At 56.7% G+C, this 13,897-nt stretch carries 12 protein-coding genes; 8 read left to right on the top strand and 4 right to left on the bottom strand.

Going from position 1 to position 13,897, the window contains the following annotated elements:
- Positions 1 to 16 precede the first annotated feature (16 nt).
- Positions 17 to 1,573 (top strand): phosphate ABC transporter substrate-binding/OmpA family protein, encoded by a 1,557-nt coding sequence (locus tag ACR0NM_RS18100; protein WP_480616003.1) that lies wholly within the window; start codon positions 17 to 19, stop codon positions 1,571 to 1,573.
- Between the two features lie 3 nt (positions 1,574 to 1,576).
- On the opposite strand, the gene radC is transcribed toward ACR0NM_RS18100, so the two are convergent.
- The 3 genes from radC to dnaK form a co-directional block, all read right to left on the bottom strand.
- Positions 1,577 to 2,332, bottom strand: a complete 756-nt coding sequence (radC, locus tag ACR0NM_RS18095) for a RadC family protein (RefSeq protein ID WP_480562850.1) — start codon at positions 2,330 to 2,332, stop codon at positions 1,577 to 1,579.
- A 159-nt stretch (positions 2,333 to 2,491) separates the two neighbouring features.
- Complete coding sequence (dnaJ, locus tag ACR0NM_RS18090) at positions 2,492 to 3,643, bottom strand: molecular chaperone DnaJ (protein WP_170399308.1); 1,152 nt, start codon at positions 3,641 to 3,643, stop codon at positions 2,492 to 2,494.
- 74 nt (positions 3,644 to 3,717) lie between these two features.
- Positions 3,718 to 5,625: a molecular chaperone DnaK gene (gene dnaK / locus ACR0NM_RS18085; RefSeq protein WP_170399312.1), complete on the bottom strand. Its 1,908-nt coding sequence runs from the start codon at positions 5,623 to 5,625 to the stop codon at positions 3,718 to 3,720.
- A gap of 212 nt (positions 5,626 to 5,837) precedes the next feature.
- Here dnaK and ACR0NM_RS18080 point away from each other — a divergent pair, with 212 nt between their 5' ends.
- On the top strand, positions 5,838 to 6,440 hold the full coding sequence (locus tag ACR0NM_RS18080; protein WP_480616001.1) for an alpha-ketoglutarate-dependent dioxygenase AlkB family protein: 603 nt from the start codon (positions 5,838 to 5,840) through the stop codon (positions 6,438 to 6,440).
- 55 nt (positions 6,441 to 6,495) lie between these two features.
- Here the strand turns inward: ACR0NM_RS18080 and ACR0NM_RS18075 are convergent, their stop codons facing one another.
- Entirely contained in the window at positions 6,496 to 7,323 is an 828-nt protein-coding gene (locus ACR0NM_RS18075; protein WP_170567266.1) for an ABC transporter permease, read from the bottom strand.
- A gap of 122 nt (positions 7,324 to 7,445) precedes the next feature.
- Here ACR0NM_RS18075 and cysQ point away from each other — a divergent pair, with 122 nt between their 5' ends.
- The 6 genes from cysQ (at position 7,446) to ACR0NM_RS18045 (ending at position 13,896) form a co-directional block, all read left to right on the top strand.
- On the top strand, positions 7,446 to 8,243 hold the full coding sequence (gene cysQ, locus ACR0NM_RS18070) for a 3'(2'),5'-bisphosphate nucleotidase CysQ (RefSeq protein WP_170567268.1): 798 nt from the start codon (positions 7,446 to 7,448) through the stop codon (positions 8,241 to 8,243).
- Positions 8,243 to 9,043 (top strand): 3-deoxy-manno-octulosonate cytidylyltransferase family protein, encoded by an 801-nt coding sequence (locus ACR0NM_RS18065; RefSeq protein ID WP_480571673.1) that lies wholly within the window; start codon positions 8,243 to 8,245, stop codon positions 9,041 to 9,043. Before cysQ ends, ACR0NM_RS18065 begins: the two co-directional genes overlap by 1 nt.
- Positions 9,040 to 10,023 carry a UDP-glucose 4-epimerase GalE gene (gene galE / locus ACR0NM_RS18060; RefSeq protein ID WP_480615999.1) on the top strand — a complete coding sequence of 328 codons (984 nt, stop codon included), beginning with the start codon at positions 9,040 to 9,042 and terminating at the stop codon, positions 10,021 to 10,023. Before ACR0NM_RS18065 ends, galE begins: the two co-directional genes overlap by 4 nt.
- Positions 9,993 to 11,066 carry a glycosyltransferase family 2 protein gene (locus tag ACR0NM_RS18055; RefSeq protein WP_480615998.1) on the top strand — a complete coding sequence of 358 codons (1,074 nt, stop codon included), beginning with the start codon at positions 9,993 to 9,995 and terminating at the stop codon, positions 11,064 to 11,066. Before galE ends, ACR0NM_RS18055 begins: the two co-directional genes overlap by 31 nt.
- A 146-nt stretch (positions 11,067 to 11,212) precedes the next feature.
- Positions 11,213 to 12,199: a glycosyltransferase family 2 protein gene (locus ACR0NM_RS18050; protein ID WP_170408823.1), complete on the top strand. Its 987-nt coding sequence runs from the start codon at positions 11,213 to 11,215 to the stop codon at positions 12,197 to 12,199.
- On the top strand, positions 12,196 to 13,896 hold the full coding sequence (locus tag ACR0NM_RS18045) for a DUF5927 domain-containing protein (protein ID WP_480615996.1): 1,701 nt from the start codon (positions 12,196 to 12,198) through the stop codon (positions 13,894 to 13,896). Before ACR0NM_RS18050 ends, ACR0NM_RS18045 begins: the two co-directional genes overlap by 4 nt.
- The last annotated feature ends 1 nt before the right edge of the window (position 13,897 follow it).

Below are 13,897 nucleotides of genomic sequence, written 5' to 3'. Positions count from 1 at the left end.
AGATCTACGGTTTCCAATGAACATTCTTCGTGCGGCGTTCGCCGCGCTTTTTGCCTTATCCTTGGCACAAAGCGTATTCGCGCAGGACATCACTTTGACCTCGCATGACGGCAAGGTAGAAGTGGTCGGCACCCTTCTTGGTTACGACGGTGAATTCTACCGTGTCGATACGCAATTCGGAGAGCTGACGGTCGATGGATCGGGGGTCACCTGCGACGGCCCAGCTTGCCCCAACCTGACGGATTTTGTGGCCGAAGTTCGTTTCTCTGGCTCATCAGTAATCGCCGAGACACTGCTGCCCGCGCTTGCACAGGGCTTTGCCATCGAGGAAGGGTTAACCCTGTCACAGCCCGAGGGCACCGGAGACCTGCGGGTCTACGCCCTGAATCAGCCTGATCGGCAGGCGCCTTTGGCGAGGTTCATATTTCGTGCAACGGATACGGCTGACGGCTTTATCGATCTGGTTGAGAACAACGCAGATGTCGTGTTGGCGCAGCGGGAAATTCGATCAGACGAACTGGAGTTGACCAAAGCCGCTGGGCTCGGAGATCTGACGCAAACCCGTCGGTCGCGCGTCTTGGCTCTGGATGCAATCGTGCCAATCGTGTCGGCTGACAATCCCGTGCGCCAGATATCGCTTGCTGATCTGGTGAAGGTTTTCACCGCCGAGGTCGCAAATTGGGGCGATCTCGGTGGGCCTGATGCGCCGATCTCTCTGCATCTGCCACAGGTCGGTTCCGGGCTGGATCAGGCGGTCGAGGATTTGCTGTTAGCACCTGCCAACGCGCATATGACCGCTCAGGTCACGCGCCACGATCGAAACAGCAATCTGGTGCGCACGGTCTCGAACGACCCGTTCGCGCTCGGCGTCGCCAGTCTTGCCGAGGCCGGGACTGTGCGCGCCCTGCCTCTGACCGGTGGGTGCGGACATGCCCTGTCGGCAACACGGCAATCGGTCAAGACCGAAGATTATCCGCTGACCTCACCCATGTTTTTCTATTTGCCACAAAGACGATTGCCCAAAGTCGCGCGACAGTTTTTGGCCTATACCCAAAGCAGCGCCGCACAGATGGTCATCCGGCAAGCCGGATTTGTCGATCAATCCCTTGAAACAATCCAGGTTGGGCTGCAAGGCGATCGGCTGGCCAATGCGATCAGCACCGGTGGAGCTGAGGTCGGGTTGGAAGAGTTGCAGCGCATGATCGAAACCCTCCGTCCACTTTCGCGGCTATCTTTGTCATTTCGGTTCGAACCGGGGTCGTCGCGACCCGATGCTCAGTCCCGGTCAAACATCTTGAACCTTGCGCAAGCTTTGGAAAGCGGAACGTTGGAGGCGCGTCAATTGATCTTTGTTGGGTTTAGTGACGGCGAGGGCGCGGCGGTCGCAAATTCACGTATTGCCCTGCAGCGTGCCAAAACCGTCCGAAACGCAGTGCTGGCATCGGTCGAAACCAGCCTCCCCGACAGCATCGAAATCAGTGTCGAGGGCTTTGGCGAGGCCATGCCGATGGCCTGCGACGACACCGAATGGGGCCGTAAGGTGAATCGTCGGGTCGAAGTTTGGGTCCAATAGCCCTTACAGATAGCCATTCGAGCGGAAACTCAATTCGGTCGATTTGCCGATGATCAGGTGATCATGCAATGTCAGCCCAAGGGCGGAACATGCATCCTGAATCCGATTGGTCATATCGATATCCGATTGCGATGGCGTCGGATCACCAGACGGATGATTATGGACCAGGATCAGGGCCGAGGCATTGAGTTCCAGCGCCCGCTTCGCGACCTCTCGCGGATAGACCGGCACATGATCCACCGTGCCTTTGGCCTGCTCTTCATCCGCAATCAGCACATTCTTGCGATCTAGATAAAACACACGAAACTGCTCGATCTCGCGGTGCGCCATCGTGGTGTGACAATAGTCCAGAAGCGCATCCCATCCCGAGATCACATGCCGTTGCATCACCCGGGCACGCGCCATGCGATGGGCACAGGCCTCAAGGATTTTCAGATCGGTAATCACCGTGTCCCCAACGCCTTTGATCTGACGCAGCCGTTCCTCGGGTGCAGTCAACACACGATTGAAATCACCAAACGCATCCATCAGCGCGCGCGCCAGCGGTTTCACATCCTGACGCGGGATGGATCTGAACAGAGCAAGTTCCAGCAGTTCATAATCCGGCATCGCTGCTGATCCGCCAGACATGAACCTTTCGCGCAGCCGCTTGCGATGGTCTTTGATGTAGGAGGGTAACCGACCAACGGGCAGCGGCTGCGCCGGTGCTTCATCCGTATCGAACAGCATGGGGGCTTCGGCAAAGGCGTCTTGGGTCATAACACCACTCTGACGCAGAATCGGTTTCCGAAAAGTTAACGCGCTCTATCCCTGCCCGCCGGATCGGCAACACACGGATCCCCTGTTTCATCTGGCCATAAATATCTCGGGGGGGGTCGCCCAAAGGGCGATGGGGGCAGAGCCCCCCTGCTTAACCGTTTAACCCTTCATGCCATCCCAGAAGGACTTTACAGAAGAGAAAAAGCTTTTAGATTCCGGATGGTTATCCTCACCCAAATCGTCAAACTCACGCAGAAGTTCTTTCTGACGACTGGTCAGATTGACCGGAGTTTCCACGGCAAGTTCGATGAACATATCCCCGATGCCTCCGCCACGCAGAGCGGGCATGCCTTTGCTACGCAGGCGCATCTGGCGACCCGACTGGCTGCCGGCAGGAATCTGTACACGACCGCGACCACCGTCGATGGTCGGCACCTCGATCGAACCGCCAAGTGCTGCCTTGGCCATGCTGACTGGCACACGGCAATAGAGGTTCACGCTGTCACGTTCGAACAGCTTGTGCTCGGAAACTTCGACAAAAATATAGAGGTCACCCGGAGGACCACCACGCATTCCGGCCTCACCCTCACCAGCCAGACGAATCCGGGTGCCGGTCTCGACACCGGCAGGGATGTTCACGGACAATGCGCGATCTTTTTCAACGCGCCCCGCACCTTGGCACGACTTACAAGGGTTCTTAATGATCTGACCCAAACCAGAGCAGGTCGGGCAGGTGCGCTCAACCGTGAAAAAGCCCTGTTGCGCGCGAACCTTGCCCATGCCGGAACAAGTCGGACATGCGGTAGGTTCAACACCACCTTCGGCACCAGTTCCCTCGCAAGAGGAACAGGCCACAGCCGTAGGAACGTTTATGGTTTTCTGCAGGCCTGCATAAGCCTCTTCCAACGTGACCCGCAGGTTATAGCGCAGGTCTGAACCGCGTGCGGCGCGACGGCCCCCGCCTGCCCCACGCTGGCCACCCATGAAGTCGCCGAACAGGTCGTCGAACACGTCAGAGAACGCGCTGGAGAAATCGCCCTGACCGAAGCCGCCACCGGGACGGCCGCCGCCACCGCCCATGCCGTTTTCAAACGCGGCGTGACCAAAGCGGTCATAAGCGGCTTTCTTGTCAGCATCGCGCAGAACATCGTAAGCCTCGTTGGCCTCTTTGAACTGCGCTTCGGCATCGGGGTTGTCCTTGTTGCGATCGGGATGCAGCTGTTTGGCTTTCGAGCGAAAGCCTTTCTTGATCTCATCCGCAGAAGCGCCCTTGGACACGCCGAGCACTTCGTAATAGTCGCGTTTGGACATCAGTATTTCCTTCTGCCTCAACGTAATCGGGCCGGCCCGGCAACCGGACCGGCCCAAATTGGCCCGGTTACCCGTTAGTTACGCTTGTCGTCGTCCAGATCTTCGAACTCGGCGTCGACAATGTCATCGTCACCCGGCGCGGCATCTGCGGCTGCGGGCTCATCTTCGCCCTCTTCCGCCTGTGCCTTATAGATCGCCTCACCCAGTTTCATGGCCGCTTCGGTCACGTTCTGGATGCCCGACTTGATCTTGTCGGCATTGTCCGTTTCCAGCTCATCCTTGAGCGCGGCAACAGCCAGTTCGATCGCTTCGACGGTCGACGGGTCGACCTTGTCGCCATGTTCCTCGATCGATTTCTCGGTCGCGTGGACAAGGCTTTCGGCCTGGTTCTTGGCTTCGACCAGCTCTTTGCGCGCCTTGTCCGCCTCGGCGTTTTCCTCGGCATCCTTAACCATCTTGTCGATATCTTCGTCCGACAGACCGCCCGAGGCCTGAATGGTGATCTTCTGCTCTTTGCCGGTGCCTTTGTCCTTGGCCGAAACCGAGACAATGCCGTTGGCGTCGATGTCAAAAGTCACCTCGATCTGAGGCATGCCGCGCGGTGCGGGCGGGATCTCTTCCAGATTGAACTGACCGAGGATCTTGTTGTCCGCAGCCATTTCGCGCTCACCCTGGAAACAGCGGATGGTCACGGCGTTCTGGTTGTCCTCGGCGGTCGAGAAGACCTGAGACTTCTTGGTCGGGATCGTGGTGTTGCGGTCGATCAGGCGGGTGAACACTCCACCCAACGTTTCGATGCCCAGCGACAGCGGGGTCACGTCCAGCAGAACCACGTCTTTGACGTCGCCCTGCAGAACACCGGCCTGAATGGCGGCACCCATAGCAACAACTTCGTCCGGGTTCACACCCTTGTGCGGCTCCTTACCGAAGAACTTGGTGACCTCTTCGATCACTTTCGGCATCCGGGTCATACCACCGACCAGAACAACCTCATCCACGTCGCCAGCCGACAGGCCTGCGTCTTTCAGGGCAGCCTGGCAAGGCTTCATCGACTTCTTGATCAGGTCGCCAACCAGCGATTCCAGCTTGGCGCGGGTCAGTTTCATGACCATGTGCAGCGGCTGACCGTTCGAACCCATCGAGATGAACGGCTGGTTGATTTCGGTCTGCGAGGTCGAGGATAGCTCGATCTTGGCTTTTTCAGCGGCTTCTTTCAGACGCTGCAGGGCCATCTTGTCGGCAGACAGGTCGACACCGTGTTCCTTTTTGAACTCATCCGCCAGGTAGTTGACGATGCGCATGTCAAAGTCTTCACCACCCAGGAAGGTATCGCCGTTGGTCGACTTCACCTCGAACAGGCCGTCGTCGATTTCCAGAATGGTTACGTCGAAAGTACCACCACCAAGGTCATAAACCGCGATGGTTTGGGTTTCTTCCTTGTCCAGACCATAGGCCAGAGCAGCCGCTGTCGGCTCGTTGATGATCCGCAGCACTTCCAGACCGGCAATTTTACCGGCGTCTTTGGTGGCCTGACGCTGAGCATCGTTGAAGTATGCCGGAACGGTGATGACTGCTTGCGTGACTTCCTCACCCAGATAGCTTTCTGCGGTTTCCTTCATCTTGCCCAGAGTGAAGGCCGAGATCTGGCTTGGGGAGTACTTTTCACCGCGGGCTTCAACCCACGCGTCGCCATTGCCGCCATCAACGATGGCGTAGGGCACCATTTTCTTGTCTTTTTCGACTTCTGCATCATCCACACGACGACCGATCAGACGCTTGACGCCAAAGATCGTGTTGTCGGGGTTGGTGACCGCCTGACGTTTTGCAGGCTGACCGACCAGACGCTCATCTTCTGTAAAAGCGACGATCGAGGGCGTGGTCCGCGCCCCTTCGGCGTTTTCGATGACCTTCGGCTGCGAGCCGTCCATGATGGCCACACACGAGTTGGTGGTACCGAGGTCAATCCCGATTACTTTTCCCATATTTTCAATCCCTTTCCATTCAAGGCGATGTCCCGAGGGTTGGACCCGTTGCGGCATCCTGCCCCCGATTGATGTGCGCGACAGCACTACACCATCGCGCGTCGAGGCGTATATAAGGGCGAGAACAGGGGCCTGCAAGCGTTCAGAAACGCAGGTTTTCGGGAATCTGTGGCCTTTTTGGCAAGGTTTTGGCAAGGTTTGGGGATTCTGGAATGGCGCGGCTGTTATTGCGCGGATTTGATATTCGGAAAGGCTATTTGGATGCGGCGGCGCAGTCGCATCTAGTTGACCTGCTAAGGCCGATTCTGAAAGTGGCACCGCTTTATCGGCCCGTGACGCCTTCGGGCAAGGAAATGTCAGTGCGCATGACCTCGGCCGGGGCGCTGGGATGGGTCACTGACCGGGCGGGCTATCGGTATCAGGGCACGCACCCAAAGGGCATGACATGGCCCGCGATTCCAGATGAGATTTTGACCATCTGGCAGGACCTGACCGGCGCGGATCGCCAGCCCGATTGCTGTCTGATCAACTATTACGGTGAAGGCGCCAAGATGGGCCTGCATCAGGACAAGGATGAGGCCGATTTCTCGTGGCCCGTGCTGTCGATTTCATTGGGCGATGACGCGCTGTTCCGTATCGGTAACACCACGCGGGGCGGCAAGACCGAGTCGATCTGGCTGAGCTCGGGCGATGTGGCGATCATGGGCGGCCCGGCACGCTTGACCTATCACGGGGTGGATCGCATCCGGTTTGGATCATCCAAACTTTTGCCAAAGGGCGGACGCATCAACCTGACTTTGAGAGTCGCAATGTGAAGTGCGATCCAATATCCGGGAACAGGTTTTCAGAATACAGCACGCACAGCAAATATCAGCGTCGCGCATCCCAGCTTTTCGAGACCTGCCTGCGGGTATAGAACTCACCCAGCAGGCCGATCATTGTTAAAACTATTCCGACCCAAAGCGCGTATTCCCAACTGGTGTTCCGGGGAAAATAATTTCGGAACACAAAACCACGACATTGATCGATGATGTGAAACAGTGGGTTCCAGGCAAACAAGGTCAGCATGAACCCACCTAGCGCGTTGCCAACGAACATCTTGCCCGAAAATATCATGTTCAATCGACGGTACACATTTTTCAGGATGCTTACCGTATTGGGAAACCAGGGTTTCAGCGCCAACAACACTAAACCGACCGAGCATCCCGTGAACCAGGCCAGCAAAAGCATCCCAAATGCACCGCCGGGCTCTTGGATCACAAGAGGCGAGACGGCTACGCTGTAGACGAACAGGATGACAAGGATCGAGATAAGCTGCGTATAAAGTATACCGAAGGCAGATGCTGACAACATCACCATCATTGTCATTGGCGAGTGCAGAGTCATCGGATTGTTGCCGGATCCAGCCCCGGCGATTGCAGTGACAGACTTGATATGCGTCAGGAACAAAAAAACACCGGAGAGCAGGAACAAAACCATCTCGCCCCGGATTTTGGCCATGCCAGTCATTCGACCAATTAGCGTCATAAGTATATAAAACGCCGTCACCAGAAGGACGACCTGAACAATGTTGATCAGGATTGCCATCACCGCGTTGGAGTGCTGCGACCGGATATTGCGAACTACTGCATGGAATATCAGCTCGGCGGTGGTGAAAGCCCCGCCCAGCAATGACTGATTTCTCTTGAAGTGAAACACTCGACTACTCTTTCCTGCTGTGTCAGCCGCAAATTGGCACGAAATTCTTGCTGTTCCGTATCCATAGCATCATAAGTCCGTGAGATGCCCTGATCAACAAACCACAGGAACGGAGCTTTTTTGTGACTTATGACGCGCTTATTCCCGTCATCCGGCGGCTGGCCTTGCAGGCAGGCGACAAGATCATGCAGATCTACGAAGCGGATGATTTCGACGTCAAGGTCAAGTCAGACTCAAGCCCGGTAACCGAGGCGGACGAGGCGGCGGATGCTTTGATCTCGGCCGGATTGCGCGAGGCTTTTCCAGATATCCTGCTGGTGACCGAGGAACAGGCAGCTTCGCATTCCGAAAAGGGCGAGACCTTTCTGATTGTTGATCCACTGGACGGCACCAAGGAGTTCATAAATCGGCGCGGCGATTTTACCGTAAATATCGCTTTGGTCGAAAACGGCGTACCGACGCGTGGCGTGGTCTACGCCCCTGCACGGGGCCGGATGTTCTATACGCAAGCTGACGGGCAATCGGTTGAAGAAATCGGGGATCTGGACAAAGATCAGCCGGGCGCGCTAACGACAATATCAGTCTCTAAACCGAACAATTCGGCGCTGATGATCGTTGCATCCAAATCGCATCGGGATCAGGCGACCGAGGATTACATCAACAAATATCAGGTGCGCGACAGCAAAAGCGCCGGGTCGTCGCTGAAGTTCTGTCTGGTGGCGACGGGAGAGGCCGACCTCTACCCCCGTGTTGGACGCACCATGGAGTGGGACACCGCTGCGGGCCACGCGGTTTTGGCCGGTGCGGGCGGACAAGTGGTGCGCTTTGACGACCATTCGCCGTTGACCTATGGCAAAGACGGCTATGCCAATCCATTTTTCATCGCCTATGCTCCGGGCGTTGAGCTGAAGGAAGCCTGATGTCAGTATTGATTGCCATTCCCGCGCGCTACGCTTCGACCCGCTATCCAGGCAAACCTCTGGTTCCGCTGACCGGGGCAAACGGAACCAGCATGACTCTGATCGAACGATCCTGGCGCGCTGCGATTTCCGTGTCAGGCGTAGATCGCGTGGTTGTGGCAACCGACGATGACCGTATCCGCGAAGCCTCAGAGGGGTTCGGTGCCGAGGTGGTGATGACTTCAGACACCTGCCGCAACGGTACCGAACGTTGCGCCGAGGCGCACTCGGCTCTGGGTGGCGGTTATGACATCGTCGTCAACCTGCAAGGGGATGCGCCTTTGACCCCGCATTGGTTTGTTGAAGACCTGATCTCGGGTCTGCGCAACGCGCCAGATGCGGGTGTGGCCACCCCCGTGCTGCGCTGTGACGGGGACGCACTGAACGGATTACTGAACGATCGCAAGCAAGGCCGGGTCGGGGGCACTACAGCGGTGTTCGGCAATGATCACAGCGCGCTTTACTTCTCGAAAGAAGTGATCCCTTTCACAGCCGAGACCTATGCCAGCAGTGACCCGACACCGGTATTCCACCACGTCGGAGTTTATGCCTATCGGCCTGACGCTCTGACTGCTTATCCGGGCTGGACTAGCGGTCCGCTGGAGACACTGGAAGGGTTGGAACAGCTGCGCTTCATGGAAAACGGCCGCAAGGTTCTGTGTGTCGAAGTTGAAGCCAAAGGTCGTCAGTTCTGGGAGCTGAACAACCCGCAGGACGTGGCCAAGATCGAAGAAATGATGGCCGCTATGGGGCTTGAATGACAAATATTCTGGTTACAGGTGGTGCAGGTTATATCGGCTCTCATGCCTGCAAGGCACTGGCAAGGGCGGGGTATACGCCCGTAACCTATGACAATCTTGTCACCGGATGGCAGGACGCGGTGAAATTCGGCCCATTCGAGCAGGGCGACCTGCTGGACCGCGCCCGGCTGGACGAAGTGTTCGCCAAATACCAACCCGCCGCCGTGATACATTTCGCCGCCCTCAGTCAGGTCGGCGAAGCGATGGCTGAGCCCGGAACGTATTGGTCGAACAATGTCACCGGTTCGCTGACACTGATACAAGCGGCTGTGGATGCGGGATGTTTGAACTTTGTGTTCTCGTCGACCTGCGCCACCTATGGCGAACATGACAACGTTGTGCTGGACGAGAGCACTCAGCAGCAGCCATTGAATGCCTATGGTGCCTCGAAACGAGCGATCGAGGACATCTTACGTGATTTCCAAGCCGCATATGGCCTGAAGCACGTGATCTTCCGCTATTTCAACGTGGCCGGGGCCGACCCGGATGCCGAAGTTGGAGAGTTTCACCAACCAGAAACCCATCTGGTGCCGCTGATGCTGGACGCCATCGATAGCAAGCGGGGTGGCTTGACTGTATTCGGCACCGATTACGATACACCCGACGGCACCTGCATCCGCGATTATGTACACGTCTGTGATCTGGTCGATGCACATGTACTGGGTTTGAAATGGCTTGAGCAAGGCAAAGAAAGCCGCGTGTTCAATCTGGGCACCGGGTCGGGGTTTTCGGTGATGGAAGTCATCGAGCATTCCAAGGCCGTCACCAACCGTGCGGTACCCTACAGCATCGGCCCGCGCCGGGCCGGGGATTGCACACGTCTAGTTTCAGGCTCGGTCCGAGCCAAGGAAGAGCTGGGCTGGACACCAAAAAGATCAACGTTAGAGACGATGATCACGGATGCCTGGCGTTGGCATCAGAATGGCAGCTATACCAAGTGAACCTTGAGGATCAGCCGCTTACCTGGGTGCAGCGCTACAAGCTGCGCCTGAAACGCAAGCGGCTGTTGTGGCGATCTTTTCGCAGCCGCCATCAACTGAAGTCGTTGACTGACAACACGCAAAAGATCACGCCCAGCGCCATTCTGGCCTTTACTACACTGCGGAATGAGATCAGCCGTCTGCCGTGGTTCTTTCACCATTATCGCACGCTGGGCGTTGATCATTTTCTGATGGTGGATAATGGCAGCGATGACGGCTCGGTCCCGTATTTGCTTAAACAGCCGGATGTGTCGCTGTGGCGGACTACGGCGAGCTATCGCGCGTCTCGGTTCGGGTTGGATTGGCTGACTTGGCTGCAGTGGAAATTTGGGCACGACCACTGGACGTTGATGGTCGACGCCGATGAGTTGCTGATCTACGCCCATCACAACACCCATACGATGCGCGATTTAGCTGCATGGCTGGACGCGCGCGGTCAAACCACGTTTGGGGCGATGATGCTGGACCTCTATCCCAAAGGTCGGCTGGGCAAGCAAAGTTATGATCCGCATTCCGATCCAACCGATTGCCTGAACTGGTTTGACCCCGGCCCCTATCGTGCCCAGCGCCAAAGGCCGATGGGCAACCTTTGGGTTCAGGGAGGCGTACGCGAGCGGGTGTTTTTTGCAGATCAGCCCCAAAAATCACCGACCCTGAACAAAATCCCTCTGACCCGGTGGTCACGGCATATGGCCTATGTGAATTCGTGCCATTCCGCGCTGCCCCGGTTCCTGAATTTTGAATATGACGGTCCGGGTGGGCAGACCGCCTCGGGCGTGTTGTTACACACGAAATTCCTGCCCGAGGTTGTCGACAAATCGCGGATCGAAAAACAGAGGCGGCAACATTTTCATGACCCCGATCGGTTCGACGCCTATTATGACGGGATCATCAGCGGGCCTGATCTTTGGACTTCTGACTCGGTCAAACTAGGTGATTGGCAACAGTTACAAGACCTTGGGCTCATAAACGCGGGCGGATTTCCTGCCACAGGGGGGAAGTAAACCGGATTTAAACCCGTTGCCTCACAAGGTGCAGAGATGTCATAAAACGTTAATGTCCGGCACCACTCAGGCCTCAGGCGGCCCCGGGCAGACGCGCGTATCAAAAAAGGTTGGGCAGCCGCGTGAGCCTTTTGGATTCCTATCGCATGAGATTGCGGCGCAAGCGCCGCCTGCTGCGTTGCCTACGTCGGCGTCGGGATCTGAAAGCGGTGCAAGATAACACCAACAAGATCAAAGAAAACGACATCTTGTTGATGAGCGTGATGCGGAACGAAAAGATCCGCCTTCCCTATTTCTTAGACTACTATCGAAAGCTTGGCATCAATCACTTCCTGTGCGTGGACAACAACAGCGATGACGGCACCCACGAATACCTGAGCAGCCAGCCGGACGTTTCGCTGTGGTGGACGGATGTAGGTTACAAGAATGCGACCTTTGGTCTGGATTGGTCCAACTACCTGCTGCGCCGCTATGCGCATAAGCACTGGGTTCTGACGGTCGATCCGGATGAATTCTTTATCTATCCTTTTTGCGATACCCGCCCGATCCGCGCCCTGACCGACTGGCTGGACGATACTGGTGTGCGCAGTTTCGGCACCATGCTGATCGACATGTATCCCGAAACCGGAATCATGGATGCGCCCTATCATGAGGGCCAGAACCCCTTTGAAGTCGCGCCTTGGTTCGATTCAGGCAACTTCATGATTACCCGCAACCCGACCTATGGGAATCTGTGGATTCAAGGCGGTGCACGCGCACGGGTTTTCTTTCAGAACAATCCCCTGAAGGCTCCGGCCCTGAACAAGATACCTCTTGTGAAATGGCACCGGCGCTACGCCTATGTCAGCTCAACCCACGCCTTGCTGCCGCGCGGGCTCAATCAGGTCTATGAAGAGCAGGGCGGTGAAAAAACCAGCGGGGCGCTGCTGCATGCAAAGCTGATCAATACGCTTGGGGAAAAAGCTAAAGAAGAGTTGCTGCGCGGACAGCACTATGCTGCGTCGGGCGAGTACAAGGCTTATGCCAAGCAGTTAGAGGATAATCCGGTTTTCTGGAACAAATGGTCCGAGAAATACATCAACTGGCGACAGATTGAGATCCTCGGCCTGATGTCCAAGGGGAACTGGGCATGAGCACCTTGGGCATCGTAATGCTGGTGCACACCGCGCTGGATCGGGTTGAGCAGGTGGCACGCCATTGGGCCGCCTCGGGCTGTCCTGTGGTCATTCATGTAGATCAGAAAGTCGGCGATCCGGCTTATTCCGGTTTTGTCGCCGCTTGTTCGGATGAACCGCTGATCCTGTTTTCAAAACGCCATGTCTGTGAATGGGGCGGCTGGGGTATTGTCGCCGCATCACAATCCGCCGCATCGCTTATGTTGGAGAAGTTTCCGAACGTCCGGCATGTATATCTGTCTTCAGGCGCGTGTCTGCCGCTGCGTCCGGTCGCTGATCTGATCGACTATCTGGCCGACCGACCCCGTGTCGATTTCATCGAAAGCGCCACCACGCGCGACGTGAGCTGGACGATCGGCGGCCTGGACCTGGAGCGTTTCACCCTGAGGTTCCCCTTCTCATGGCGCAGGCAACGAAAACTGTTTGACAATTACGTGCGATTGCAACGCGCCCTCGGTCTGCGCCGCAGAATTCCAGACGGTCTGGTGCCCCATATGGGCAGCCAGTGGTGGTGTCTGACCCGCCAAACCTTGTCGGCCATTCTTCAGGATCCTAAGCGCGCCGAATATGATCGCTATTTCCGCCAGGTCTGGATTCCCGATGAAAGCTATTTTCAGACACTGGCACGGCTCTATTCCACCCATATCGAAAGCCGATCGCTGACTCTGTCGAAGTTCGACTATCAAGGTCGGCCGCACATGTTCTACGACGATCACCTACAATTGCTGCGCCGGTCCGACTGTTTCGTGGCGCGCAAAGTCTGGCACAGCGCGAACCGGTTGTATCAGACCTTCCTGACCGACCACGAAGGCGCACTGACCCCGGCCGAGCCCAACCCCGGCAAGATCGACCGGGTGTTTTCCAAAGCGGTCGAGCGGCGCGTTCGCGGTCGTGATGGTCTTTATATGCAAAGCCGCTTCCCTCGCGCGGCTACGGAGCGCAGCCTGACAGCCTTTCCCTATTCGGTGTTTCAAGGCTTTACCGAGTTGTTCGAGGATTTCGAACCTTGGCTGACAAACGCCATCGGCGGGCGGGTGCATGGGCACCTGTTCGGTCCCGAACGGGCGCAATTTGCCGAAGATGAGACGATCATCAACGGTGCGCTCAGCGATTGCGCCACGCTACGCGACTATAACCCCTCGGCCTTTCTGTCGAACCTCATCTGGAATACACGAGGCGAGCGTCAGTGCTTTCAATTCGGGCCAACGGATTTTCAGAAAATCAATGAATTCCTGACGCAAGACCAGAATGCACATATTGCGGTCATCTCGGGGGCCTGGGCGGTTCCATTGTTCCGTTCGAACCTGAATTTTGCCGATATCCGGTGCGAAGCTGCCCGCCTACAACAGATCGAAAGCAAACAGCTCAAGCTGCTGGATGCCGCCCGCGCAAAGACGCGCATTCGAATATGGACAATGGCGGAGTTTGTGGAATCCCCGATGGAGCAACTGCAGACCGTTCTGGAAGACATGGGCGCGCCCAAACCCACGCATCTGACCGAGGCACCAACGATGGTCGATCTGACCGGGTTCGGAAAGTTCCTGCAAAACCTCAAGAACCAGGGGATGCATCCCTATCTGATGGGGGATTTCCCTGTGAATGACGTGTTTGGCGCACAGTCCAAATCGTTTAAGAAGCCCTATTTGGTGCAGTAAC

The organism is Ruegeria sp. AF2 (assembly GCF_056542025.1).
Note: the sequence above shows the minus strand (reverse complement) of the source record. Positions and strands in the feature narration are given on the sequence as shown.

Coding starts and splice junctions, on each gene's coding strand:
- dnaK (WP_170399312.1), bottom strand. CDS start 5,625: ATGGGAAAAGTAATCGGGATTGACCTCGGTACCACCAACTCGTGTGTG.
- ACR0NM_RS18065 (WP_480571673.1), top strand. CDS start 8,243: ATGTCAGTATTGATTGCCATTCCCGCGCGCTACGCTTCGACCCGCTAT.
- ACR0NM_RS18100 (WP_480616003.1), top strand. CDS start 17: ATGAACATTCTTCGTGCGGCGTTCGCCGCGCTTTTTGCCTTATCCTTG.
- ACR0NM_RS18050 (WP_170408823.1), top strand. CDS start 11,213: ATGAGATTGCGGCGCAAGCGCCGCCTGCTGCGTTGCCTACGTCGGCGT.
- ACR0NM_RS18045 (WP_480615996.1), top strand. CDS start 12,196: ATGAGCACCTTGGGCATCGTAATGCTGGTGCACACCGCGCTGGATCGG.
- dnaJ (WP_170399308.1), bottom strand. CDS start 3,643: ATGTCCAAACGCGACTATTACGAAGTGCTCGGCGTGTCCAAGGGCGCT.
- radC (WP_480562850.1), bottom strand. CDS start 2,332: ATGACCCAAGACGCCTTTGCCGAAGCCCCCATGCTGTTCGATACGGAT.
- ACR0NM_RS18080 (WP_480616001.1), top strand. CDS start 5,838: ATGGCGCGGCTGTTATTGCGCGGATTTGATATTCGGAAAGGCTATTTG.
- galE (WP_480615999.1), top strand. CDS start 9,040: ATGACAAATATTCTGGTTACAGGTGGTGCAGGTTATATCGGCTCTCAT.